Source organism: Polynucleobacter sp. 39-46-10, assembly GCF_002282275.1.
The window spans coordinates 39,329-64,665 of the sequence record NZ_NCJB01000001.1 but is presented as its reverse complement, the minus strand read 5'-3'; the positions used below and the strand labels follow the sequence as shown (position 1 = coordinate 64,665).

Annotated in this window: 19 protein-coding genes, 1 tRNA gene and 1 pseudogene; 8 read left to right on the top strand and 13 right to left on the bottom strand. The window is 47.5% G+C overall.

Annotated elements, in window-relative coordinates:
- A partial coding sequence (locus B7X71_RS00290; protein WP_293600103.1) for a hypothetical protein occupies positions 1–306 on the top strand: 306 nt, incomplete at its 5' end.
- A 193-nt stretch (positions 307–499) separates the two neighbouring features.
- Here B7X71_RS00290 and ligA read toward each other — a convergent pair.
- The 3 genes from ligA to smc are packed head-to-tail and all read right to left on the bottom strand — an operon-like array spanning position 500 to position 7,117.
- A complete protein-coding gene (gene ligA, locus B7X71_RS00285) occupies positions 500–2,515 on the bottom strand; it encodes an NAD-dependent DNA ligase LigA (protein WP_293597698.1) in 2,016 nt (671 codons plus the stop codon).
- 9 nt (positions 2,516–2,524) lie between these two features.
- On the bottom strand, positions 2,525–3,577 hold the full coding sequence (locus tag B7X71_RS00280) for a cell division protein ZipA C-terminal FtsZ-binding domain-containing protein (RefSeq protein ID WP_293597697.1): 1,053 nt from the start codon (positions 3,575–3,577) through the stop codon (positions 2,525–2,527).
- An 18-nt stretch (positions 3,578–3,595) separates the two neighbouring features.
- The gene (smc, locus tag B7X71_RS00275) at positions 3,596–7,117 is read right to left on the bottom strand and encodes a chromosome segregation protein SMC (protein WP_293597696.1); all 3,522 of its coding nucleotides are present in this window, start codon (positions 7,115–7,117) and stop codon (positions 3,596–3,598) included.
- 174 nt (positions 7,118–7,291) lie between these two features.
- Between smc and dapD the strand changes: the two genes are divergently transcribed.
- From dapD to prmB, 3 genes are read left to right on the top strand one after another with little or no spacing between them, the layout of a single operon-like run.
- Positions 7,292–8,119 (top strand): 2,3,4,5-tetrahydropyridine-2,6-dicarboxylate N-succinyltransferase, encoded by an 828-nt coding sequence (gene dapD / locus B7X71_RS00270; RefSeq protein ID WP_215307856.1) that lies wholly within the window; start codon positions 7,292–7,294, stop codon positions 8,117–8,119.
- Between the two features lie 9 nt (positions 8,120–8,128).
- Entirely contained in the window at positions 8,129–9,280 is a 1,152-nt protein-coding gene (gene dapE / locus B7X71_RS00265; RefSeq protein WP_293597695.1) for a succinyl-diaminopimelate desuccinylase, read from the top strand.
- Positions 9,281–9,316: 36 nt separating this feature from the next.
- Positions 9,317–10,213, top strand: coding sequence for a 50S ribosomal protein L3 N(5)-glutamine methyltransferase (gene prmB, locus B7X71_RS00260; protein WP_293597694.1), 897 nt, complete (start codon positions 9,317–9,319; stop codon positions 10,211–10,213).
- A 12-nt stretch (positions 10,214–10,225) separates the two neighbouring features.
- Here the strand turns inward: prmB and radA are convergent, their stop codons facing one another.
- The 3 genes from radA to B7X71_RS00245 are packed head-to-tail and all read right to left on the bottom strand — an operon-like array spanning position 10,226 to position 13,976.
- Positions 10,226–11,590, bottom strand: coding sequence for a DNA repair protein RadA (radA, locus tag B7X71_RS00255; RefSeq protein ID WP_293597693.1), 1,365 nt, complete (start codon positions 11,588–11,590; stop codon positions 10,226–10,228).
- Positions 11,591–11,628: 38 nt separating this feature from the next.
- Complete coding sequence (locus B7X71_RS00250; RefSeq protein WP_293597692.1) at positions 11,629–12,138, bottom strand: hypothetical protein; 510 nt, start codon at positions 12,136–12,138, stop codon at positions 11,629–11,631.
- Positions 12,135–13,976, bottom strand: a complete 1,842-nt coding sequence (locus B7X71_RS00245) for a potassium transporter Kup (protein WP_293597701.1) — start codon at positions 13,974–13,976, stop codon at positions 12,135–12,137. The genes B7X71_RS00250 and B7X71_RS00245 overlap by 4 nt, the downstream gene beginning before the upstream one ends.
- Before the next feature lie 255 nt (positions 13,977–14,231).
- Between B7X71_RS00245 and B7X71_RS00240 the strand changes: the two genes are divergently transcribed.
- Positions 14,232–14,308: transfer RNA gene (locus B7X71_RS00240), tRNA-Met, on the top strand.
- Between the two features lie 166 nt (positions 14,309–14,474).
- Positions 14,475–14,687, top strand: coding sequence for a hypothetical protein (locus B7X71_RS00235; RefSeq protein ID WP_293600104.1), 213 nt, complete (start codon positions 14,475–14,477; stop codon positions 14,685–14,687).
- Between the two features lie 8 nt (positions 14,688–14,695).
- Here the strand turns inward: B7X71_RS00235 and B7X71_RS00230 are convergent.
- The 7 genes and pseudogenes from B7X71_RS00230 to B7X71_RS00200 form a co-directional block, all read right to left on the bottom strand.
- A pseudogene (locus B7X71_RS00230) lies at positions 14,696–16,049 on the bottom strand (IS3 family transposase); the annotation flags it as partial.
- 124 nt (positions 16,050–16,173) lie between these two features.
- A complete protein-coding gene (locus tag B7X71_RS00225; protein WP_293597910.1) occupies positions 16,174–16,815 on the bottom strand; it encodes a DUF6803 family protein in 642 nt (213 codons plus the stop codon).
- Positions 16,816–16,873: 58 nt separating this feature from the next.
- A complete protein-coding gene (locus B7X71_RS00220; RefSeq protein WP_293597909.1) occupies positions 16,874–17,209 on the bottom strand; it encodes a hypothetical protein in 336 nt (111 codons plus the stop codon).
- A gap of 4 nt (positions 17,210–17,213) precedes the next feature.
- Positions 17,214–19,655, bottom strand: a complete 2,442-nt coding sequence (locus B7X71_RS00215) for a DNA internalization-related competence protein ComEC/Rec2 (protein WP_293597912.1) — start codon at positions 19,653–19,655, stop codon at positions 17,214–17,216.
- 64 nt (positions 19,656–19,719) lie between these two features.
- Positions 19,720–20,580, bottom strand: coding sequence for a TatD family hydrolase (locus B7X71_RS00210; protein ID WP_293597908.1), 861 nt, complete (start codon positions 20,578–20,580; stop codon positions 19,720–19,722).
- A complete protein-coding gene (gene lolD / locus B7X71_RS00205; protein WP_293597907.1) occupies positions 20,577–21,287 on the bottom strand; it encodes a lipoprotein-releasing ABC transporter ATP-binding protein LolD in 711 nt (236 codons plus the stop codon). Before lolD ends, B7X71_RS00210 begins: the two co-directional genes overlap by 4 nt.
- Positions 21,280–22,539, bottom strand: a complete 1,260-nt coding sequence (locus tag B7X71_RS00200; protein WP_293597911.1) for a lipoprotein-releasing ABC transporter permease subunit — start codon at positions 22,537–22,539, stop codon at positions 21,280–21,282. Before B7X71_RS00200 ends, lolD begins: the two co-directional genes overlap by 8 nt.
- Positions 22,540–22,588: 49 nt before the next feature.
- Between B7X71_RS00200 and B7X71_RS00195 the strand changes: the two genes are divergently transcribed.
- A complete protein-coding gene (locus B7X71_RS00195; RefSeq protein WP_293600102.1) occupies positions 22,589–23,569 on the top strand; it encodes a hypothetical protein in 981 nt (326 codons plus the stop codon).
- Positions 23,566–25,311 carry a single-stranded-DNA-specific exonuclease RecJ gene (gene recJ, locus B7X71_RS00190; protein WP_293597905.1) on the top strand — a complete coding sequence of 582 codons (1,746 nt, stop codon included), beginning with the start codon at positions 23,566–23,568 and terminating at the stop codon, positions 25,309–25,311. The genes B7X71_RS00195 and recJ overlap by 4 nt, the downstream gene beginning before the upstream one ends.
- Positions 25,312–25,337: the final 26 nt, after the last annotated feature.

Below are 25,337 nucleotides of genomic sequence, written 5' to 3'. Positions count from 1 at the left end.
AAAATCAGAGTTCAAATAAAGGATTTTGAAGCTGGCTCCAAGACTTTGAATATCGTGACAGGAAATTCAGCCATTGAACTATCTGGACCAGATGCTGAAATTATCCTTAAGCCAACAACAGATGTTAAATATGTAACGTATGTGAGGTCATATGTGGGGGCCTCTTGGATTTCTCTTGGGAATAAAAAGGTTGTAATCCCAATGGGCTATATCGGCTTTTCAAATGAAAATCCAGAAAATCCAATTATTGAAGTCAGAAAAGATACCGGGCAACTGGGAGCGCGAATACCCCAATACCAACCTTGAATACTACATACTGATTTTTCTATTGAAACCGCACGTTTGCAGAGTCGCCAATCATCCAACGGGACTCATCTCAAGCAAACCCGCTAAGTTTTTGGTAACAAAGGCGTTGTATCTCTAAAAACCCTTGCAATACCTATTGGCTTGGCGAAAGGGGTAGGAAGGCAACTAGAGACGGTCTCGTATTGGCGGAGATCTAGGCCAACAACTCCAGCATAGCCGACTCATCAATCACCGGAACGCCTAACTCTTCTGCCTTAGTCAACTTACTTCCAGCATCCGATCCTGCAACCACGTAGTCGGTTTTCTTGGAGACTGATCCGGCAACTTTGGCACCAGCTTTTTCGAGCAAGTCTTTTGCTTCATCTCTTGTCATGGTCGGGAATGTGCCTGTAAGTACAAAGGTTTTTCCCGCTACGGCGGCGCTGATGACTTTTTCCTCAACATATAGCTGCATACCTGAAGCTAAGAGTTGCTCAATCACTTCACGGTTGTGGGCCTCTTCCATAAAGCTCGTTATTGAGTCTGCCACTACAGGGCCAATGTCTTTTACAGTTAATAAGTCTTCGAGGCTTGCATCCATTAAGGCGTGCATGGATTGATAGTGATTAGCCAAGTCTTTAGCAGTGGTCTCGCCCACATGACGAATACCCAATGCAAATATGAATCTCGCTAGCGTGGTGTTTCTCGATTGATTGATTGCCTGTATGAGGTTATCTGCAGACTTATCGCCCATGCGCTCCAGGTTCGCAATAGCTGTAAAGCCAAGGCGATAGAGATCAGCTGGTGTTCTGACTAGCTTGTGATCGACTAATTGATCAACGATCTTCTCGCCTAGACCTTCAATATCCAACGCTCTTCTGTGGGCAAAATGAATTAATGCCTGCTTGCGCTGTGCTCCGCAGAATAAGCCCCCGCTACAACGTGCAACCGCTTCATCAGTCAAGCGCTCAATATGTGAATCACATACAGGGCAATTTGTTGGCATTACAAATTCTGTTGCGTTTTCTGGGCGACGCTCTTTGAGCACAGAGACCACTTCGGGAATAACATCCCCCGCTCTTCTGACGGAAACGGTATCGCCAATGCGTACATCCTTACGCTTCACTTCGTCTTCATTGTGGAGGGTGGCATTGGTGACGGTGACGCCACCTACTTCTACCGGGGCAAGTCTTGCGACTGGAGTGATGGCGCCAGTGCGTCCCACTTGTACATCAATTCCGAGAACGGTAGTTAAGGCTTCTTGCGCTGGGAACTTATGGGCTAAAGCAAAGCGTGGAGCCCTCGATACAAAACCCAGCTTGGCTTGCTCTGCAAAGGAATTAACTTTATAGACCACGCCATCGATGTCATAAGGAAGTTCATCACGTTTGGCGCCAACCTCGTTATAAAAGGCCAAAATCTCTTCTACGGATTTGAGTACACGGCGCTCTGTGCAAACCGGCAAGCCCAGCTTTACGTATGCATTGAGAAGCTCTTCATGGGTTTTGGGCAGCCAAGAGTTCGGCTCTAGTGCTCCCAAGCCATAAGCAAAGAATGACAATGGTCTTTTAGCGGTGATCCTGGAATCGAGTTGACGCAAACTACCTGCAGCTGCATTACGAGGGTTGGCGAATTCTTTCTCACCCTGGGCTGCGGCTTGCTGATTCATTTTCTGGAAGTCTTTGAGATACATAAAGACTTCACCACGTACTTCCAATACTGCTGGAATATTCTCACCTGTCAGCTTTAGTGGAATAGCTCTAATGGTTTTGATATTGGCTGTAACGTCTTCACCGCTAGCACCATCGCCACGAGTGGCTGCTCTGACTAATGAGCCATGCTCATAGCGCAGTGAGATTGCTAGGCCATCAAATTTGAGTTCGCCCGCGTAATCCACTTGGTCGACGTGCAAACCTTCACGGCAGCGGCGGTCAAAAGCTATTAGCTCGACATCTTCAAAGGCATTGTTTAAAGAAAGCATTGGCACTGCATGTGCAACCGAATCAAATTCTTTGAGAGCGGCACCACCCACTCTTTGCGAGAGTGAGTTAGCTGTAATCCATTCAGGATGATTTGCCTCTATCTCAATTAGCTCTCGATATAGGCGGTCGTACTCACTATCAGGAACTATGGGGTTGTCTAGGACATAGTAAGCATGCTCCAAGCACGCTAACTCAGCCTGTAAGAATGCGTAGCGATCCGCTAAATTTGTCGGACTAGAGGACGACAAAGGAGTTCCTTAACTAAAGAGTCTGCTAGCAGTAGAAGAGCCAGCCGGAACGCCACCCTTCTCAATATTGGCATACAAGACATCGAGGTGCTGACGAATACTAATCACCGCAGCTTCAGTCAAATTAATACCGTTGTCGTCAACCAAGCGACCATGGGCAGCTTGAGAAATTTCAATGCCCTCACCGAGCATGCGCTCGAAAGCACGTTCATCATGTGATACCAAAGGAACTTCAAGTAATAGGGTTACTTGCTTAACAGGCGCATTGGGATCGATTTCTGCGCTGGTAAAGATGAGTGTGCCATTGCTATAAAACTCATAGGCACGGCCATTGCGAGAAAGTCTAAAACCGCGTTTGCGCATCAAGGCATCAAAGTTGGCGCCAGGGTTCGCCTCATCGAATAGAACATTGATGCTTAATTGAATATCACTTTCGGCCGCCATAACATCGAGCTCTTTGGCGCTCTCGAGCATGGCATTCACGCTTGGCATATCAATTTGGGAGCCCAGGGTTTCTGCAAGTGCTTGCGCACGGGAGCAAAAATCAGATAACTCTAAGACGCCAATTGGGCCGCGGCGGCTCGCCAGTTGAATTGCTAACTGCAACTCAGAATAAGACGCTTCTGGGCGCAGAGCTTCCCAGTCTTCAGCAGCATCAACATCTGCGTTTAGACCCTCGCACATCCAACGGGCTGTGGAAGTTGCGGGAATGTCATTCCAAGCATTGATTTCTTCTAAGATTTCAGCGCCACTAATACCCTCATCAAAACGCAGAGTAATAACGCAATCAATGCGAGGGTCAATTGAGAAGCTCTCTGGAATCGCGGGGGTTGAGAAATTAACATCACCAAATGTAGGCTCAGCACGCTCTTCTGTCTCGGCAAATCCTTGGCCAAAAGAAGGCTCTCTTGAGAAGCCCTTCTCGGCAGAATATTCGCTAGCAGCTTTTGCCTTACGGCGAGCACGAGCGTATTTGAGATTCAGTACGGCTACCGAGATAAGAATCAGCAGGCCAATAACAGCCAAAGCAAACTGCAAGTCAGACAAACCTAGCATTGTCATGAATTGCTCTAGATCCACTTAAGCTGCCTCCACCATAGATACTGCAGAAGAAATATCCACCGCCACAATACGAGATACACCCTGCTCTTGCATGGTCACACCAATCAACTGATGAGCGATTTCCATGGTGATCTTGTTATGTGAGATGAACACAAATTGTGTCTTGTTAGACATTTTGGCAACCATCTGCGCATAACGCAAGGTATTCGCATCATCCAAAGGTGCATCAACCTCATCGAGCAAGCAGAACGGTGCAGGATTGAGCAGGAACAAGGAGAAGACCAAAGCAATCGCAGTCAAAGCCTTCTCGCCACCAGAGAGGAGGTAAATAGAGCTATTCTTCTTGCCTGGAGGCTGGGCCATCACCTGCACACCGGCATCCAGAATCTCCTCACCAGTCATGACCAACTCTGCATGACCACCACCAAACAACTCTGGGAACAGTTTGCCGAAATGGGTATTAACCTGATCAAAGGTGCCCTGCAAGAGGTCACGAGTTTCCGCATCGATCTTTGCAATCGCATCTGTCAAAGTCTGCATCGCTTCATTCAAGTCAGCAGATTGCGCATCCAAGAACTGCTTACGCTCGCGTGAGCTAGAGAGCTCATCTAAGGCGGCCATATTGACTGGGCCCAAAGATTGAATTTCTGAGTTGAGACGATTTACTTCGGTTTGCAAAGCGCCTACCTTAAGGTCAGGACTAAAGCTTGCTTCCAATGCAGTTAAATCTGCTTCGGCGTCTGACAGTAAAGTTGCAAATTGCTCAAAGTTCAAACGGGCAGCCTGCTCACGCAACTGCAAATCCACCACCTTGTCACGCATTGGCTGAAGACTGCGCTCAATCTGCAAGCGCACTTCATCCGCTTCACGCAATTGATGCAATAAAGCATCCTGTTCAGTACGGGCATTAGCCAGTGCTGCCTCGCGAGCACTGCGGGCTAGCAAGAGTCCTTGCAACTTATCTTGCGCTTCTTCATCGCTGAGAGTTTCAAGCTCTTGCTCAGAAGTAGCCTGCTTATCCTGAATCTCCATGATCTGCACACGCGCAGTACTTTGATCGCGCTGCAAGTCAGCAATGCGTTGCTGTAAAGAACGGGTTGCGAATGCTGCTTCTTGAGCTGACATCTCTGATGAGCGCAAGGCTTCACGGAGACGATCGCGCTCTTGAGTGGCTAATTCGAGTTTTTCTTGAGCGATCGTAAGATTCTCTTGCAAGCCTTGCTTAGACTCTTCTGACTGGGCAAACTCTTCGGCTGATTGCTCTTGAGTTTGAGTCAATTGCTCCATTTGCTGGCGCAACTCACTTAACTCCCCCTGAATTTGTTCGGCACGTTGGCTGTACTTTTCTTCAGCTTGAGTTAATTGCATTCTTTCCACTTCAAAGCCATGCACTTCTTGTACGGCTTGCTCTGCAGCAATGCGGGTTTGCTCAGCAGCTTGGTGGGCAGCCTGATAGTTGGCAGCGCATTGATCTAACTCGCCCTGCAACTCACTCTGAATTAACTTCTGCGCACGCAATTGCTTCTCGAGACCTTCCATCTCTTGAGCGCGTGCCAACATGCCAGCCTGCTCTGAGTCGGCTGCGTATAATTGCACACCCACACGACTGACTAAGTGACCTTGTTGGGTAACGAAAGCACCGCCGGCAGGTAACTTCTCGCGGCGATGCAATGCATCCTCCAAACTGTTGGCTATGTAGATGTTATCCAACCACTCTTGCAATACAGCAGCAACACGCGGCGCACCCGCACTCTGAACGCGGGTCAACAGTGGTGTGAAATCCGCCGGCACAGTAGTGTGCGCAGGAGAAATATCTTCTGTTAACAAAATTGCTAGACGACTTGGAGGGGCATCATTTGCTAAAGCTAAGGTTTCTTGAACGCTTTTCGCTGTAACGGCGGCTAAGCGCTCGCGCAATACAGACTCTAATGCCGCTTCCCAGCCACTCTCCACTTTGAGCTCTTGCCATAAACGTTTGCTCTCTTTTAAACCTTTACTCTCAAGCCATGGACCAATCTTGCCTTGCGCCTGAACACTCGCTTGCAATGCAGTTAATGCAGTGAGCTTTGCTTCGGTTTGAGCTAATTCTTGATTAGCTGACTGAATTTGTTGCTGTGCAGTGTTACGAGCTTCATCGGCAGCCGGGACACGTTGCTGCGCCTCGCCTGCTTTCTGTCTCGCTTCATCCACTTTGCGCTGTGCCATCGCATGACGATCAATTGCCATTTGCAATGCTTCGGCATCGGGTCTACGCATACCAGTAAGCTCTGCCTCAAGACGGGTATCGCGCCCCTTGAGTTCTTCAACCTGGGTGGTGATAGCTTTAACGCGCTCACCCAAACTAGCTAAGCGCTGATCAATCGTTGCCAAGTTTTCACGAGCATCGTTAAGTTCGCGTGCGTGAACTTGATAAGCTTCTTCGCGAGCCGGCATTTGCTCTTGCAAGCCAGATAAATCAGCGATTAATGTTTGCTCTTTTTCTGCGGCTAAGCTGAGCTCTTGTTCTGCGGTACGTTGTGCTTGCGCAGCATCCGTTTCTTGAACAGTCCAACGTTGAAGTTGAGCTAGTAAATCTTGAGATTGTTGTTGCAGACGTTGACGCGCTTCTTGCACATAACGAATCTGTGACTCTACTTGACTAACATCAGCATTGGTTTGGTACAAATCACCCTGAGCCTGAGATACCTTATCTTGCAGAGCGTACTGTTCAGTACGCATAGTTTCAAGTTCAGTTTCGGCGTGACGCATTTTTGCGGTCTGCTCTTCCAGGCTTACTTGAGTATCACGAATGCCATTGGCATGACGCTCTTGCTCTTTGCCAGCCTCAGTCTGACGTACAAACCAGAGTAACTGTTGCTGCGACTTCATCTCAGTAGACAGTTCAGCATGACGCTCAGCAACGGTTGCCTGCTTCTCTAAGCGGGTAAGCTGTTGATCAAGCTCACGCAAAATATCTTCAACGCGCACTAAGTTTTCTTTTGTATCTTCAAGACGGGAAGCGGTTTCTTTACGACGCTCTTTATATTTAGAAACACCTGCCGCTTCTTCCAAGAAAACACGCAACTCTTCTGGCTTTGCTTCCAAGATACGGTTGATCGTGCCCTGTCCAATAATGGCGTAACCTCTTGGGCCCATACCGGTACCCAAGAAAATATCTTGAATGTCTTTACGGCGCACCACTTGGTTATTAACGTAATAACTAGAGTTACCGTCACGTGTCAAAACGCGTTTAATACCTAATTCTGTAAAAGCACTCCACTGACTCTGAGCGCGCCCCTCTGAATTATCAAAAATGAGTTCCACGCTGGCACGGCCAGATGGTTTACGCAAACCAGAACCATTAAAAATAACGTCCTGCATGGATTCGCCACGTAATTCACTAGCGCGAGACTCACCCAAAACCCAGCGTACAGCGTCAATAATGTTCGACTTTCCGCAACCGTTAGGACCCACAACACCGATCAATTGACCTGGCATTTCGAAATGGGTTGGGTCGACGAAGGACTTAAAGCCGGAAAGTTTGATGGATTTCAGTTGCACGGCGTACTTTGCAGGGAAAAAAGGGGTTTAAATAAGGGGGTAAAAATTATTATTAAAGTGGGAAGATGATAGCAAGCTTGGGGCTCCTCGCACGGGTTTTTGCCCCACCGATATAATGATTAATCTACATCCCGGGGCAAAACCCCTTAACAATCTGATAGTTAACTGAAAAGCATGAGCAAATCACCACAAAGCATCATCGACCAAGCCTGGGAAAACCGCGCAAACCTGTCTCCTGAGGCCGTTTCTGGGGAAATCCGTAACGCCGTGAACGCCGTACTTGAGGGCCTCAATACAGGCAGTATTCGCGTGGCTGAGCGCCGTAGCGTTGGCAAATGGGAAGTGAACCAGTGGGTTAAAAAGGCAGTTTTGCTATCTTTCCGCCTAGAAGACAACAAGCCAATGGGTGCTGGTGGCTATACACAGTTCTACGACAAGGTACCTAGCAAGTTCGAGAACTACACCGCCGAAGACTTCGCCAATGGCGGTTTCCGCGTAGTTCCCCCTGCAATGGCTCGTCGTGGCTCATTTATTGGCAAAAACGCTGTTTTAATGCCTTCCTATGTCAATATTGGCGCCTATGTTGGTGAAGGCACTATGGTTGACACCTGGGCAACGGTAGGTTCATGTGCCCAAATCGGTAAAAACGTTCATCTTTCTGGTGGCGTTGGCATTGGCGGTGTTTTAGAGCCAATCCAAGCTGGCCCAGTGATTATTGAAGATAACTGCTTTATTGGCGCCCGTTCTGAGGTCGTTGAAGGCGTGGTTATTGAAGAAAATGCCGTTCTCTCGATGGGCGTATACATTGGTCAAAGCACCAAGATTTATGACCGCGAAACCGGTGAGATTCATTACGGTCGCGTACCAGCAGGTTCTGTTGTAGTGCCAGGCTCCCTGCCTTCTGCCTGCGGTAAATATAGCCTGTACGCTGCGATCATCGTAAAGAAGGTTGATGCTCAAACTAGAGCAAAGACTGCAATTAACGAACTCTTGCGCGATTAAGCCAAAGCTATGAGCTCTACCCTTGAGTTAACTGAAGCCCTCATCTCCTGCCGCTCGGTAACCCCAGCGGACGGGGGCTGTCAGGAGCTCATCGCCAAGCGCCTTCAGGCAATTGGTTTTCATACTGAGAGCGTGATTAGTGGCCCGGAGAGTTTTCAGGTCACCAATCTGTGGGCAATCAAAAAAGGTAGTGCCGGAGATCAAGGTGAAGTCTTGATGTTTGCTGGTCACACTGACGTTGTGCCAACTGGCCCACTAGAAAAATGGACCAATGATCCATTCACTCCAACTATTCGAGATGGCATGCTCTACGGTCGTGGCGCTGCGGATATGAAAACCTCGCTTGCAGCATTTGTTGTTGCAACAGAAGAATTCGTCATCACCCATCCCAATCACAAAGGCTCCATTGCCTTTTTGATCACCAGTGATGAAGAAGGTCCAGCCAACGATGGCACTGTCATCATGTGTGAGCGCTTGCAAAAGCAGGGGCAGCGTTTAGATTATTGCGTCATCGGCGAGCCAACTTCAGTCGACCAATTGGGTGACATGATTAAGAACGGTCGCCGAGGATCACTCTCAGGCAAGCTTCGAGTTAAGGGCATACAGGCACATATCGCCTACCCCCACCTCGGCAAGAACCCGATTCATATTTCAGCACCAGCAATTCAAGCGCTAGTTGAGACTGAGTGGGATAAAGGTAACCAGTATTTCCAACCCACCAGCTTCCAGATTTCCAACATTCATGCAGGCACTGGTGCGAATAATGTCATTCCTGGTGAACTGGCAATTGATTTCAACTTCCGCTTCTCTACTGAGAGCAAGCCAGAAGAATTGCGTAGCCGCCTAGAAGGAATTCTCACTGCTGCTGGTCTCGACTTTGAGATTGACTGGGTCTTGGGTGGCAGTCCATTTATTACTGGTGATGGCGCCCTTGCTGGCGCTCTACGCAAAGCCATTAAAGCTGAAACCAAAATTGATACAGAACTCTCCACCACTGGTGGCACAAGTGACGGTCGCTTTATTGCCAAGATCTGCAAAGAGGTTGTGGAGTTCGGCCCACTCAACGCAACAAGTCACAAAATTGATGAGTGCGTGATTGTGGATGATGTTGTGCCACTCAAAAATATCTTTCGTAAGACCCTCGAGCACCTCGTTGCTTAAGACTGTTTAGTCAAACACTTCTTATAAAAAATCCTAATGGACCCTGCGCCCCAGCAATCTCTGACGCTTGATCAATGTATTAATCAAATTGCGCAACGACTAGAAGCTGCGGATTTGCACTATGGTCATGGTGCGATTGATGCCCAAAGCGAAGCGCTGTGGATTGCCAGCAAACAGCTAGATCTCAGCCCTACTGATGCACTAAATCACTTAGAGCAAGTCATCAGTGACAAACAAATCGCCAAAGCGTTTGAGGTTACAGAAACCCGCATCTCCACACGCAAGCCCTTAGCCTATATTTTGGGTGAAGCTTGGTTAATGGGTGTGCCATTCTTCTCCAGCGAACAAAGTATTGTTCCCCGCTCCTGGATTGCCGAGTTAATCGTTGATGGCTCACTGGAGCCTTGGCTACCAGCGGATGGCAAAGCTCTAGACCTTTGTACCGGCAATGGCTCTCTAGCGATTTTGCTAGCCTTAGCTTGCCCCGATATTCATGTCAGCGCTTGTGACATTAGCTTGCCTGCATTAGCGGTGGCATCACGTAATCTTGATCGCCATGGCCTCACTTCGCAAGTAGAGCTTTTTGAGGGTGATCTGTGGGATGCCCTTCCAGAGCCCCATGAAGACAATCTCTTTGATCTCATCATTTGTAACCCGCCTTACGTCAATACCAACTCCATGAATGCCCTTCCCGCTGAATACCATGCAGAGCCTGCTCTTGCATTGGCTGGTGGCTATGACGGCATGGATCTCATCCGCAAGATTATTGCTGGCGCCCCCGACTATCTATCTGAGCGTGGCGCCATTCTGATTGAGATCGGCAATGAGTATGAGCACTTTAAAAAAGCGTTTCCGCAGATTCCTGTTATTTGGATGGAAGTATCTGCAGGTGACGAGCAAGTTCTACTCATTCAAGCAGAAGACTTGCGCTAAGTTTTTATTGCTCTAACTGAGTTCTGCAGCCGCAGAAATAGCTTGATCAATTCGCTCTACTGGTATCACGCTTAATCCCGGAATCTTTGCCTTCGGCATATTGGCCTTCGGAATAATGGCAACAGTAAAGCCTAGCTTGGCTGCTTCTTTCAAACGTTCTTGGCCACGTGGGCATGGACGAATTTCCCCAGCCAAACCAACCTCTCCGAATACGATCAATTCCTTAGGTAGTGCTTTATTCCGAATTGAAGATTGGATTGCCAACAATACTGCTAAGTCAGCTGCTGGCTCTGAGATCTTTACGCCACCTACTGCATTTAGAAAGACATCTTGATCAAAGCAGGCGACACCTGCGTGACGATGCAATACCGCTAGGAGCATCGCTAAACGGGCCTGCTCCAAACCAACGGCTAAACGGCGTGGATTAGGAATATGCGCCGTATCTACCAAAGCCTGAATCTCTACTAGGAGCGGACGAGTACCCTCTTGTGTGACCAGCACGCAGGCACCAGGCACCATCTCGGCATGCTGGGATAGGAAAATGGCTGAGGGATTAGCAACGCCACGTAGACCTTTTTCTGTCATGGCAAATACACCCAATTCATTTACGGCGCCAAAACGGTTTTTAATGGAGCGCACCAATCTAAATGAGGAGTGGGTATCGCCCTCAAAGTAGAGAACGGTATCCACAATATGCTCAAGCACACGAGGTCCAGCTAAGTGGCCATCTTTAGTGACATGTCCCACCATCAAGACGCAGATACCGCTGGATTTAGCAGCCCGAGTTAACTGTGCAGCGCACTCTCGTACTTGCGCCACCGAGCCCGGAGCAGAGCTCAGTACTTCTGAATACAAAGTCTGAATAGAATCAACCACCAAAACCTGTGGTTTCACTGTATCCATGATGGATAGGAGCTTTTCCAACTGTATCTCAGCCAGCACCTCTAATTGGGGAGCATCCAATGCAATACGCTTTGCACGTAAAGCGATTTGCGCAGCAGACTCTTCACCACTACTGTAAAGAACATTCATACCTGCAGCACTCATCTCAGCAAGCGCTTGCAACAATAACGTGGATTTACCAATGCCGGGATCACCACCCAATAAAACAACTCCGCCAGGAACCAATCCACCACCTAGTACGCGATCAAATTCTTCTACGCCAGTACTAAAGCGCGGGAGATCTTCCGCGCTAATAGCGGAGAGCTTTTGACGTGGGAGAGACTGAGCTAGACCTTGAAAACGAGTATTCGAGCTCACCTCAGGCAAGCCCTCCTCCAGCGTATTCCACGCCTGACATGAAGGGCACTGTCCTTGCCACTTGGCAGAGGTTCCACCACATGACTGACAGATATAGATTGTTTTAATCTTGGCCAAAGTATTACCCAGTAAATTAGTGAAGCAGTAAAAATCAGTTAATCGAGCTGAGTGCCCGCTTTATTTTCTTGAGCACGCTTAGGTGCATCTTTGCGGCGCTGCTCCAGATCGGCTGCACGAGCAGCTGCCGCCTTTTGCTTCTCTTCAAATTCTTTTTGATTAGCTGAGCGCTCAGCAGCTTTTTCAGCAGAAGCGCGTTCGGCGATCTTAGCGGCATCACGTTGATCTTTAATGCTGGCACGCAATTTACGCTGGACTTCGTGTAACTCCACTTCCTGCACACGAATTGGGTCAATCTCTTTGCGGTACTCTGCACGAGCATCTTTCAGACAGCTATTCACCCAGTACTTTTGATAGCACTCAGAGTTGCTTTTCTCCCAGCGATATTTAGCCCAATCGCGTTGCAACTCCAGCTCGCCCTCAATCTTGTCGAGTTGTTCTAACTGCGCTTCTTCGGCAGGAGTGGCAAGCACCAAACTACTGAAGGAGCAAATCAGTAGGAATACTCCCAATGAGAACAGAGAGCGCAAGGTGACAGGCTTTCTCAAATCTCTACCTTTGCGCCGAGCTCAACTAAACGATTGGCAGGAATCTTGAAGAAGTCAGATTGGCGACCCGCGTTTTGGTACATCCAACAGAACAGGCGTTCACGCCACATCGCCATACCCGGAATTGCTGATGGGACGATCGTATCGCGCGATAAGAAGAATGAAGTATTCATTAACTCAAACTTCATACCAAAGGTTTTCTCGATCACATCGATGATGGAACCCATATCTGGAGTTTCTTTAAATCCATAAATGGCGCGTACCACATGGATATTGCCGCCAAGATCTTTCATGGTGATGCGCTCTTCATCGCTGACATAGGGCACGTCCCAAATGCTGACCTTCAAAAAGAAGACTCTCTCATGTAGCACATGGTTGTGCTTAAGGTTATGCAAGAAGGAAACTGGCAAGTAATCAACGTGGGCTGTGAGGAACACGGCGGTACCTTCAACCCGATGTGGTGGGTGCTTCAGCAAGGATTCAATGAAGCTGCCCAGCTGAATACCCTCTTCCATTGCGCGCTGACGCAGAATCTGACGGCCTCTGAACCAGGTGATCAGACAGGTAAAACACAACAAGCCAAGGGCTAATGGGTACCAGCCGCCATCCTTGATCTTAATTAAGTTTGCAGTCCAAAAAGCAAGGTCAACAACGAAGAAGGCGATCGTGATGAAACTCACTAGAAGGATGTTCATCTTCCACTCACGGAACATTACTACGGCCAATAGAATGGTAGTGATCAGCATAGTTGAGGTTACAGAAATACCGTAAGCCGCCGCTAGATTAACTGATTCCCTAAATTCAATGATGGTGACCACCACCATAAATAGCAATGCCCAGTTCACCATCGGGATGTAAATCTGACCCTGCTCAGAATCAGAAGTATGTTGAATGTTCATGCGCGGCATAAAACCAAGCAAGATAGCCTGACTCACTAGTGAATAAGCACCAGAGATGACAGCCTGAGAGGCAATCACAGTAGCTGCCGTTGCTAACCCAACTGTTGGCCACAAAGCCCAATCAGGCACCATTAAATAGAATGGGTTTTTAATCGCTTCTGGGTTTGATAGAACTAGAGCGCCTTGACCTAGGTAGTTAATTAATAAGCTGGGCAGTACGACAAGAAGCCACGCATAGCGGACTGGAGTGCGTCCGAAGTGCCCCATATCCAAATACAAAGCTTCGACACCAGTAACAACCAAAACCACGGCACCCATCACGATATAAGCAGTAGTTGGGTGCTGAATGATGAAGTTGACGGCATACCAGGGATTGAATGCAGCAATAATCTCTGGTGCATCGCCAATATTAATAATGCCCAAGGCAGCAAGAGTTAAAAACCATGCCAAAGTGATTGGGCCAAACAACTTACCAACAGCAGCAGTGCCAAATTTTTGAATTACAAATAAGGCGACCAAAATCACCAATGAAATCGGAATAATAAATTTATGTAGTCCAGGTGCAGCAATCTCAATACCCTCAACCGCAGACAAAACAGAAATTGCCGGTGTAATTACAGATTCACCCAGCAACATACATGCACCCAACATGCCTATGATCATGAAGAAGAAGTAGCTCTTTGACTTGCTATCAAATGAACGTAGAGCCAGGGCCATTAATGAGAGAACACCACCCTCCCCTTTGTTATCTGCACGCATCACGAATAGCACGTACTTCACCGTCACCACCAAAATGAGGGCCCAGATCATCATGGAGATGACGCCAAAGAGAGCCTCGGGTGTATATGCGATGCCATGATGGGGATCGAAACATTCCTTCAGCGCATAGAGTGGACTAGTACCGATATCCCCAAACACCACACCAATTGCCGCAAGCATCATTACGCCGAGGCTTTTTTTATGCTCGCCTCCTGATCCATGAACCTCAACCGGATTCAAAAGTGTAGAGCTAGAAAATTCTGGATTGCTAATGGACATCTCAAAACCTTAAGGTGATGTTGCACGGCAATATGTTACTCCTTATGCAGCCTGACTCGGGAGTGATATTTAGCTCTCAAAACCGCTTATTTAAGCTCTATTTAAAGGAATATCTCGACAGAGACCCTTAAAAAATGGTAGAATCTCAGCTTCAGACGCGGGGTGGAGCAGTCTGGCAGCTCGTCGGGCTCATAACCCGAAGGTCGTAGGTTCAAATCCTGCCCCCGCAACCAGTAATTCAGTACTAAGCCCTTAATTTTTAAGGGCTTTTTGCTTTTTTGGGATCCGGTAAGAGTTTAAAGGCATCCAATGAATTAGCCTTATGACTCCAAATCCCCCACTTTCATTGCTCCCGACTCAATGCTTTAATCAAAGCAAGCCCAATCAAGGAAATGAGTCATGACAGATAAATCCAATCCAGAGCATTTAGGAAAAGTGGGGGCTGAAAAGCCAACATCTTTAGCTAAGGACCCCAACAACGCACTCGCTGATACCGATGCATTTAAGGTGGGTGAAGAAAAGCATGGAATCAATCGCTCAACAAAAGCCGCCAAGAGTAAGCGTGAAATTATGGAAGAGTTAAGTCGTGCACGCTTTCCTTGGGAAGAGTAATTTTTTAGCGTTAGCACGAGGGATTGAGTTCGGTATTGCACCGGGCTCAATCCCTTCAGTTTTTGTTTGATCCGATCATGGTTGTAGTAATGGATGTATTCCCTTAGTTGCGCTTTAAATAATTCGATAGTCTCAAACTTCTGTTGGTAGAAGAACTCCGTTTTCATAATCCCAAACCAGTTCTCCATGACAGCGTTATCTAGACAGTTGCCTTTCCTGGACATGCTTTGGGTAATACCTTGTTCTTTTAATGCCTCCTGATAAAACCCCATTTGGTATTGCCAGCCCTGATCAGAGTGCAGCATTGGGCGATCCTTTTACGCAGTCTTTTAAAGGCGCTTTGGAGCATCTGCATCACCATATGGATCTGTGGCCTGTCAGCAATCTCATACGAGATAATCTCCTGGTTATAAAGATCCAAGATAGGCGAGAGGTAAACCTTTTCACCTTTGATATTGAACTCCGTGACATCGGTTACCCACTTTTCATTTGGTTTTTTAGATGCAAAGTGACGATTCAGTAGATTGGGGGCTACTTTGCCAACGGACCCTTTGTAAGACTGGTAACGCTTGGGCCTAACGGTCGACTTGATCCCCATCTGAGTCATGAGTTTTTGGACTGTCTTGTGATTAAGGTAATGGTTCTGACGCCCCAGCTCTGCCTGTACTCGCCGGTAGCCGTAGCGACCCTTGTGGGTATGGAAGATGGTCTTAATTTGGGTTTTTGCGTCCAGATAAGAATCGGGTTTACTACCAACACTGACCTGGTAGTAGTAGACGCTCCTAGGCATCTGAGCTGCAGTCAATATGGCTTGTAATGGGTACCGCTGCCTTAACTCAGTAATTACTTGGGTTTGTTCTTGCTTGCCAAGTGTTTTTGCTGGGCTAAGGCTTCGAGCTTTTTTAGGTAAGCGTTCTCCACCTCTAAATACTGCGCTCTGCACAGTAACTCCTCATGGGTGAGCTCGGTTAGTGGCTTAGCGAGAAGCGCCTTGATATTGCTCGGTTTGAACTTCAATGGTCGTCCAGTAGGTTTGGGGTTTAGAGCTATGACACCGTCCTTATTGTAGAGTTTTTGCCATACCCAAATCGTGCTGGGAGAGGCAATATTGAAGTGGGCTGCTGCTGACCTAGCGGATAGGTGGTGCCTAGCCATATATTGCAGAACTTGCATCTTGAACTGCGCAGTATGCATTTGGGGGCCAGGATTAAGTCCAGAAAGACCATGTGCCTGATAGGCTAGAGACCACTTACGAACATCCGAGTGACCGATATTAAACAAATAAGCAACCCGTTTTTGGCCGCCAAATTTTAAATACTCATTAACTACTTGGAGTTTGAACTCCGTACTGTATTTGCTCATAAAACATGGAGTTTGAACTCCGTACTGTATTTGCTCATAAAACAAAACCCCCTTGGTTGGACATAAGGTCCAACTTTTGGGGGTCAGTTCACGAAGGCGGTTTTTTACATTTCTTTACTTGTTTTTAGTGTGCATGACCTTGCGGGTTGATCGGCTTTTTATTGAAATTACCATTTGGCATATTTCTGCCATTCATCATTTGCTGATGTGCAGCCTTCATATCCTCATGCATTTCAGGATGACAGAACTCATGGTCAGCACTATTGCTGGTATTGCCCATTTGATGAGTGCTTGCCCCCTTGTAACCCAAAAGGGAGGGATCAAGCATGCCGGCAATCATGGCGATGTGCCCAAATACTAAAAATAATGCGACACAGATAGCATGAATTTTCAGTTTACCCATTTGGTCCATGGTTTTATTCACAAAACCAAACTCTTGCAACGCTATCCAAATTAGAGGCAAGCCCCCGATCAAATAACTAGCCACTGCAATTACGTCTATAGCAGTGCGCCATTCATCATTTTTGGTAATCGGGAGTACCGCAGTAGTTATTAAATAGGCGATGATGCCAATAAAATATAGGCCAACTGTCGTTCCTGAAAATCGATTCAAGTGATAAATAAAGCCATCAAATTTTCGGGTAAATAAGATATACAGTTCAGTGATTGCTAACGTTTCAGCGAGCACGATCGGTATCGCCATAAAGATTAAGAGGTTCCAAGGCTGATTGTCAGCCAATAGCTCCATGTAGTGAGTCATGTTCATTACTATTCTCCAAAACGGAAATTATCAAAAGGCATCTAAATGCCACAATCTAAAGTGATTACAGATAATTTCTGGGAGGCTTGTAAATGGACTCAGCAATATTAGATGCAGGTGTTGAAATATCGCCATGCAAGTACACGTCGACCAGCTTGGCCGAAGAAAATTCAGGTGAAGCAGTCAGAATCGCAACTACCGCACAGCAATAATGGGTAGCACTAGTATTGCCACTCATCTTGCCGCCCTCGGTATTACCGACCGATCCTGCCTCTTGGCAATGATCATGCAAGGAGATCATTACTACGGTGCTTGAAGCATTTAAATCGACAGGCATCATCGCAGCATTGATTTGGCTGACGAAGAGACTGATAAATAGAAATGCGACGAATTTCTTCATGCTCTCAGTTTACGCTTTTTTGAGACTTTCGATGCCAAAGACTATTACTATCCGCCCTCCAAAATAGTGGCCTACCCTGCTTTACATCGAGTCTGGCTGGAAATTCCCAAACCTGTGCGCCAGTAGTTGGTGTTTGGTGAAATGGAATACCCATACTTTGATATCGAGCAGTAACTGTTGGATGTGGATGTCCGTAACGATTGCGATATCCGTTTTGGGCAAATGCTTCGTCAGGGCTAAGCGCTAATAAGAGCTCTTGAGATGAAGATGTTTTGCTGCCGTGATGTGGCGCCATGAATACCAACGCTTTATCCTTCAAATGATTGAGGGCTGCTTGGGTTAAGCGCTCAGTAATTTCAGCCTCACCCTGCTTTTCTACATCACCAGTCAACCAGAATGAAGTTGTTGAGTTGCGCACCTCTAAGACACAACTCACTTCATTAGGCTTTCTGGGGTGCTGATCCTCAAAAATCGTATGCTCATGCGGATGCCATATATGAAAGTCCACCCCATCCCATGACCATTGCTGACCAAATCGACAAGGCATCGCGGGGATTTTTCTATCCTCTAAATTAGTAAGCAATGGATTAGTACTCGGCAAAGAACCCATCATCGAGTCAAAGTGAATTTCTTTAAGCAGGGTAGCAGCTCCTCCTATGTGGTCACTATCACTATGACTAATAACCATCCGATCAATATGATCAATCCCCCACCCTCTTAAGTAGGGTAGGATAATTCTTTGGCCAGCATTATCTTTTCCCTGAATAGGGCCAGTGTCGTATAGCAAACGTTTAGTTTTGGTTTCGATGAGAACTGCCGTACCCTGGCCGATATCGAGTACTGACGCCCGAAACTCGCCTTGCACTAAATTGAAATTCGCAATTGGCTGAACAAACAAAGTTGCACACAATATGAGGCCGCCAACTCTTGATGCCCAACTCTCTCGTATAGACCCAGGACGAATCGCAATAATGATGCCAAAGGTTGATAACACGATTGCCCACCAAGCAGGCTGACTAGACCAAGCAATTGCCCATCTCCAATTCGCCATCCAAGTCAGCATGATGGCCAAGTAATCCATTGTGGCATGTGCTGGCATCAGCAGCCATTTACCAATGAAGTCAGGCAATAAAGCGCCGGCAATAGCCAGAGGCGTCACGATATAACTCACCACGGGAATGGCAATAGCATTTGCTAGCGGGGAAACTATCGAGACTTGATAAAACCAATACAAGGTCAATGGCAGGAGCGCAATAGTGACAACCGCCTGCACACAACAAGCCTCTCTTAGCGCCTGAGTAAGTCTATGACGCCAGTCAACTTCCAACTCCCTGCCAGTGGGTAAACCTAACAAGCCATCGGAATTCTGCATCGCATACAAAATTGCCGCCACCGCCCCAAACGAGAGCCAGAATCCCGGCGTGTATGGCGCCATCGGATCAATCAGCAGAACAAGCAATAGGGCCCACCACCAAATATCAAACGATCGCGGATTTCTGCCGGACCATAGTGCAAATGCAACCACCCCCACCATATACATCGTTCGCTGCGCTGGAATCTGAAAGCCAGCCAACCAGGCATATACAAATGCCGTCAGAAATCCCACCGCCGCTGCAAACTTGCTCACGGGAATCCATAGCGGCAGAGTATTGCGACGCCATAAAAATCTGGCAAGCATGGCACCAAATCCAGCCAACATCGTGACATGAAGCCCCGATATCGAGATGAGGTGCCCAATACCGGTAGCATTAAATACACGCCAGTCCTCTTGGTCGATGGCATTTTGATCACCCATCACCAGCGCTGCAATCACACCACCATAACGCGCATCCCTCGAAAGCAGGTGCTGAATCTTGTCTCTTAATTTCCAACGCTGATACTCCATGGCTAGAGCGAACTCAGTAAAGCCGATATCTTTCTCGAGCAATAGCTTTCCCGACCTAACTGATCCACTGGCACCAAAGTCTTGATGAAAAGACCAACGTTCAAAATCAAAAGTGTAGGGATTGAGAGATCCATAAGGTCTTTTAATTTTGACTTTGAATTCCCAGCGCTGACCTGGAATGACTTGGGGAATATCTTGTGGATTGCGCCATGCAGGCTGCCAACTCAAATACACCTGCGGAGGAAAAGATTCAATTAATTCTTTACCCAAAAATGCCCGATCTACCTCAAATGAAAACTTCGCGCCACCAGGAGAGCTCTGCGGCAAAGCATTGACTCTGCCCTGGAGAATAAAGTCCTTTCCCTCATACTCGATTGAAAGGACATGAGCCAGTCGACTTTGTGCGTATTGCGCATTCCAAGCAAATCCAAAAGTAAAACAGCATGCAGTTAGTAATGCGCTACTTGCATGGCAATACTTCATGAAAGAACAATTAATGTAAATACCAGACAGGGAGATGAGGATAGTAGTTATACATATCCAACGCCAATACTCTGGCACAGCAGGCAAAAAAAGAAGAAGCGATCCCCCGGCGATAAACGCCGCAATATTGATTCGCAAGCTCTTAAGAAGCGGATTGTGGGTTTGAGTTGTTAGTCATTAGAGATGACCAACGGGGTAATGCTTGCATGGCATTTTGCCAAACTGCCTTTGAAAATACTTCTTCACTTACCCCGCGAGTGCCAGCTAGTTGCTGAGCGATTCTGGGAAGTAAAGCTGGCTCATTGAAGCGACCACCCTCCTCCTTGAGCCAGGCCGGCGGAATATCCGGCGCATCAGTTTCAGTAACGATGCTCTCTAGAGGCAATTCGTGCAAGAGGCGGCGAATCTGCAATGCTCGATCATAAGTTGCGGCTCCACCAAATCCCAGCTTAAAACCCAGCTCGATAAACTGCTCGGCTTGCTGATGGCTGCCATTAAAAGCATGCGCAATACCGCCCGGCACTTTTCTTTTGCGCAGCGCTTTGAGAATGGCATCTTGTGAGCGGCACACATGCAAAATGACTGGCAAATGGAATTGCTGGGCCAAATCGAGCTGCGCATGAAAGAAATACTCTTGGCGCTGAGGATCGAGTCCCTCAACAAAATAATCTAAGCCAATCTCACCAATACCTACAAAGCGAGGATCATCTAACGAGCGCTCAATTTGATGTTTAAGAGCATCGATATCACTCTCTTGTGCGCGATTGATATACAGCGGATGAATGCCTAGCGTATAAACCAATCCTGGTATTTGATTGCCATATTGGTTTGCTAAATTTATAGCTTGATCCCAATCAGAAGCCTGAACTGTGGGAAGCAAAATAGCCTTAACACCTTTATTCGCTGCGCCTGAAATAATCTCTGGAAGAGCATCCTTGAACTCCGGAGCATCTACATGGCAATGGGTATCAACCCATGCGAGTTCTTTACTGACTTCGCTCATTTGGCGAAGGTCTTTAGTACTCCGCGCTCTAAATGCAAAATTCGGTCACACCGTTTAGCGCGAATCGGATCATGAGTAACGATCACAAAAGCAGTACCCTGCTCACGTGCAATATCTAGCATTAAATCAAATACACCATCGGCAGTTTCGGTATCCAGATTGCCTGTTGGCTCATCTGCTAAGACGCAAGCAGGGTTACCTACTAAAGCACGGGCAACCGCAACACGTTGACGCTCACCGCCAGATAGTTCACCCGGAGTATGCTGCACTCGCTTTGATAGCCCAACTGCGTGCAACATCATATTTGCACGCTCCATAGACTCTTCATTGCTCAATCCACGAATACGCAGAGGTAGCGCCACATTCTCAACAGCACTAAATTCATCCAAGAGATGATGGAACTGATAAATAAACCCTAGGGTGTGATTTCGCAGTTGATCTAATTTACTTGCTGGTAATCTATGGAGATTCTCTCCAGCCAGAATGACCGTACCTGAGCTTGGCGTATCTAAACCACCCAATAAATGCAGCAAGGTACTTTTACCTGAACCAGAAGAACCAACGATAGCGACCTTCTCAGAGGCGCTCACTTGCAAATCAATTTCCTTAAGGACATCAACCGCTGTCTGTCCTTTACCATAGGTCTTTGCTAGACCTGATGCACTCAGAATGACATCTGCATTTAAGTCATTTTTTACATTATTCATAGCGCAATGCCTCCGCAGGCTGCACTTGGGCAGCTCGTCTGCTTGGGTAAAGGGTGGCTAATACAGAAAGGCCGAAAGCCATTAATCCGACAGTGACCACATCAGACAAGCGAACGTCCGATGGCAGCTCACTAATAAAGTACACATCGCGTGGCAAGAAGCGCACGCGGAAGATCGCCTCAATTGCAGGAACAATCACGTCAATATTTAAAGCAATGAGAAGCCCCAAGCCAACACCGGCGAGGGAGCCTAACAAACCAATCGCTAAGCCTTGGACTAAGAAGATCCGCTGAATGAGGGCTGGGCTTGCACCCATCGTTCTCAAAATGGCAATATCAGCCTGCTTCTCATTCACAGTCATCACCAAAGTAGACACCAGATTGAAAGCAGCTACAGCAATGATGAGTGTCAGAATGATGAACATCATCTTTCTTTCAGTTTGAACAGCAGCAAACCAATTGCGATTAGATCGTGACCAGTCGCTAACCCACAAAGCTTGTGGAACAACTTGGGCCAACTCAGAAGCAATCTCTGGCGCACGTTGCATATCATCCACCTTGACTCGTAAACCAGATGGATCTTGCAAGCGTAATAGAGCAGCAGCATCTTTCCAATGCATGATAGCTAAAGAACTATCGTATTCATAATGACCGCTATCCACAATTCCAAGAACTTGTAGCGTTCGCATTCTGGGCATAGCACCCGCAGGAGTCAGGTCGCTCTCTGGCACAATTAAATTCACTCGATCGCCAACACGTGCACCAACAATATTGGCAAGTTGCGCACCTAGGGCAACACCAAAAGTACCCGGCTTGAGATCCTCAATACTACCGGCAACAAACTGCTTTGGTAGATCAGAAACCTTACCCTCTTCACTTGGTAGCACTCCACGAATTGCAACGCCACGCATCACACTATCGCGACTTAACAAACCTTGCGAGCTCACCATGGGAGCAACCCCCACCACGTGAGGCTGTGCAGCGACCTTTAGAGCAATGGGCTCCCAATTCGCCAAACCATCAGGGGCGGTAATTTCGACATGAGAGAGTACGGACAGCATGCGGTCACGAACCTCTTTTTGGAAGCCATTCATGACTGAAAGCACCACAATCAGGGCAGCAACACCCAAAGCGATGCCTGCAGTGGAGATTCCGGAAATAAAGGAAAGAAAGCCATCACGCTTACCCACGGTCTTTCGACGCTTGGATCGGGTGTAGCGTAGGCCAATTTCTAGCTCAATAGGAAGTCTCAACATAGTTACAGTTTAGTGAATTAAACGAGCAAACTGATGGATTCTGTAAATGCCACCTAAAATCAGGGGAATGACTGCCAATTTAAGCCCCCGATCTAGCGCTTGGCGACGCTTTACCCTGATGGTGTCAGGGGAAGATGCTATTGATGATGGGTTAGAGCAAAATGCGCCCCCAAGTGGATTGCCACAAGAACGCTTCTTATTGGGAGACCGGCTACCCATTGCCTCAGTCTTGCTATTGGGTCAAAGTGATTTAGCAGTAAACCCAAATGAAACGATTGCCTGTCTTCAGCCAGTTCACCTTCACGCCACCCGGGATCATTTAATCTTAATGACCCAAAGTCAGATTGATCTGACAGCAAATGAATCTGCCAACTTGCTACAAGTTGCCCTACCCTTCATCGAAGAAGATTTTGGAAGCAAGATCTTGCTCCAAGGGCAGCGTGATTGGTTTATTCCAGCAGGTCCATTTGCAAGCCTTGCAACGCACTCGATTGATCAGGCGCATGGTCGCAACATTGATTGGTGGATGCCACGCGATACCAGCGAAGTTGGCATTGCTAAATTCTGGCGCAAACTCCAAAATGAAATTCAGATGCTCTGGCACATTGATCCAGTCAACGAAGAACGGGAACAACGCGGATATCCAAGCATTAATTCTCTGTGGATTAGCGGTATTGGCAAGCTGGCTGATATTCAGACGCCTCCATTGCTTGAGAACGTAAACCAGATATATGGGGATCACCCCCTGTTAGCTGGGTTAGCCAAATATCTTGAAATTCCACAGCAGGATGAAATTGATTTTTCAAATCTGAAAAATACCTTTGCATGGATTAATCGCCCCGAGAACATTTGGGGCAATCTGAGACAAGCTCTTCTAAATAGTAAGCTGGATGAAATTGAAATCATTGACTTTCCCAAGGGCCAAGCTCGCCACCGGATACTCACAACTAAAGACTTAAACAAAAAATCGTGGGCATTCTGGAAAAAATCAGAAGCCTTAACCTGGCAAGAAATCATTTCAGCATGAGCGTATTTTCTAGACGCCCCTTCTCTGATCGCACAGCCAGTTGGTTACAACAAAGTGGTCTACATCCATTACTGTCCAGGCTGTATGCAGCACGTGGCATTGACAAACCGGATGAACTCTCTTTAGATCTCAAGCAACTACTCTCACCAGTAGAGTTAAAAAACTGCATCAGCACTGCCACCCTACTCGCAGATATCCTCGAACGTAAAGAATCCATGCTGGTGGTTGCCGACTATGACTGCGATGGCGCCACTGCATGTGCCGTTGCACTCCGCGGTTTAAAGATGCTGGGAGGAGTAGATACCCCAATTCAGTTTTTAGTACCAAACCGTTTTACGATGGGCTATGGATTAACTCCAGAGGTGGTGGATCTAGCTGCCCAGCAAACTCCCAAGCCCAAATATTTAATCACAGTGGATAACGGCATTGCTAGCGAAGCCGGGGTAGATCGAGCCCGCGAGTTAGGGATGGAGGTGATTGTGACTGACCATCATCTACCAGGCGATCGACTGCCCAGAGCCACTGCAATCGTCAATCCCAATCAGCCTGGCTGTAGCTTTCCGAGCAAAGCACTCGCAGGTGTAGGCGTGATGTTTTATTTATTAGTTGCTCTACGTGCAGAGCTTCGTCAACGCGGCAAATTTACCGCTGAGACTCAACCCAAAATTGAGAATCTATTAGATCTCGTAGCCTTAGGTACCGTAGCAGACGTTGCACAGCTTGATCGCAATAACCGTATCTTGGTTTCCAACGGTTTGAAACGCATTCGTGCGGGAGTATCGCAAGCAGGTATGCAGGCACTGTTTCAGGCTGCGGTGCGGGATCCTCGCAAGGCCAATACTTTTGACTTAGGTTTCGCTATTGGTCCTCGATTAAATGCTGCTGGGCGCTTAGCGGATATGACTCTAGGCATTCGCTTATTGCTAAGCGATAAACCTGAAGAGGCTGTAGAGCTCGCTTATGAACTAGACCGCATCAATCGCGAGAGACGCGTGATCGAAGGCGGAATGCAAGAAGCCGCCCTCGCGCACCTCGCTGAAGATCAATTGGCGGGCACCATGGCTGATCGCTCAAGCATTTGCCTCTGGAATGCAGAATGGCATCAAGGCGTAGTTGGTATCGTTGCATCCCGCCTCAAAGAACGCTTTAATCGTCCCGCGATTGTCTTCGCACCCGCAGATGGCTCCAACGGAGAAGAGTTGCGTGGCTCCGGCAGATCATTAACAGGTTTTCATCTACGCGATGCCTTGGACATTGTTTTCAAACGTGAACCGGGTCTGATTCTCAAATTTGGTGGCCACGCCATGGCCGCAGGTCTGAGTATTAGAAAAGCGGATTTTGAAAAATTTGATGCGGTGTTTCAGCAGGTAGCTAATGAATTACTGAACGATGAATTATTAGAACGTCGCCATGTTCATGATGGTTCGCTTGATCTATCTGAATTCACACCCGAAACTGGGGATCTCCTTGCCGAAGAAATCTGGGGCCAAGGTTTTCCTCAGCCCATTTTTTATGGGGAATTTGAGGTTGGGCAGCAGAGCCTCATGAAAGAAAAACATTTGCGCTTGCAGCTTCGTCCGATTGGGGATGGTCAACTGGCTAGCAAACCATTTACAGGGGTCTGGTTCAACCGGACACAGCCATTACCAGCTAAGGCCAAACTGGCCTATCGCCTAGTGACAGACCGCTTCCAGGGGCAGGCACGCGTGCAACTCATGATTGAGGCTCACGACGAGGCCTAAGCTGCAATAACCCCCTTATAATTAGG

Bases quoted from the DNA above. Each gene is read 5' to 3' on its own strand.
- B7X71_RS00235 (WP_293600104.1), top strand. From the start codon at position 14,475: ATGACAGATAAATCCAATCCAGAGCATTTAGGAAAAGTGGGGGCTGAA.
- lolD (WP_293597907.1), bottom strand. From the start codon at position 21,287: ATGAATAATGTAAAAAATGACTTAAATGCAGATGTCATTCTGAGTGCA.
- B7X71_RS00225 (WP_293597910.1), bottom strand. From the start codon at position 16,815: ATGAACATGACTCACTACATGGAGCTATTGGCTGACAATCAGCCTTGG.
- dapD (WP_215307856.1), top strand. From the start codon at position 7,292: ATGAGCAAATCACCACAAAGCATCATCGACCAAGCCTGGGAAAACCGC.
- B7X71_RS00210 (WP_293597908.1), bottom strand. From the start codon at position 20,580: ATGAGCGAAGTCAGTAAAGAACTCGCATGGGTTGATACCCATTGCCAT.
- B7X71_RS00245 (WP_293597701.1), bottom strand. From the start codon at position 13,976: ATGCTTGCGGCAATTGGTGTGGTGTTTGGGGATATCGGTACTAGTCCA.
- B7X71_RS00280 (WP_293597697.1), bottom strand. From the start codon at position 3,577: ATGACAATGCTAGGTTTGTCTGACTTGCAGTTTGCTTTGGCTGTTATT.
- dapE (WP_293597695.1), top strand. From the start codon at position 8,129: ATGAGCTCTACCCTTGAGTTAACTGAAGCCCTCATCTCCTGCCGCTCG.
- B7X71_RS00195 (WP_293600102.1), top strand. From the start codon at position 22,589: ATGCCACCTAAAATCAGGGGAATGACTGCCAATTTAAGCCCCCGATCT.
- recJ (WP_293597905.1), top strand. From the start codon at position 23,566: ATGAGCGTATTTTCTAGACGCCCCTTCTCTGATCGCACAGCCAGTTGG.
- prmB (WP_293597694.1), top strand. From the start codon at position 9,317: ATGGACCCTGCGCCCCAGCAATCTCTGACGCTTGATCAATGTATTAAT.
- B7X71_RS00220 (WP_293597909.1), bottom strand. From the start codon at position 17,209: ATGAAGAAATTCGTCGCATTTCTATTTATCAGTCTCTTCGTCAGCCAA.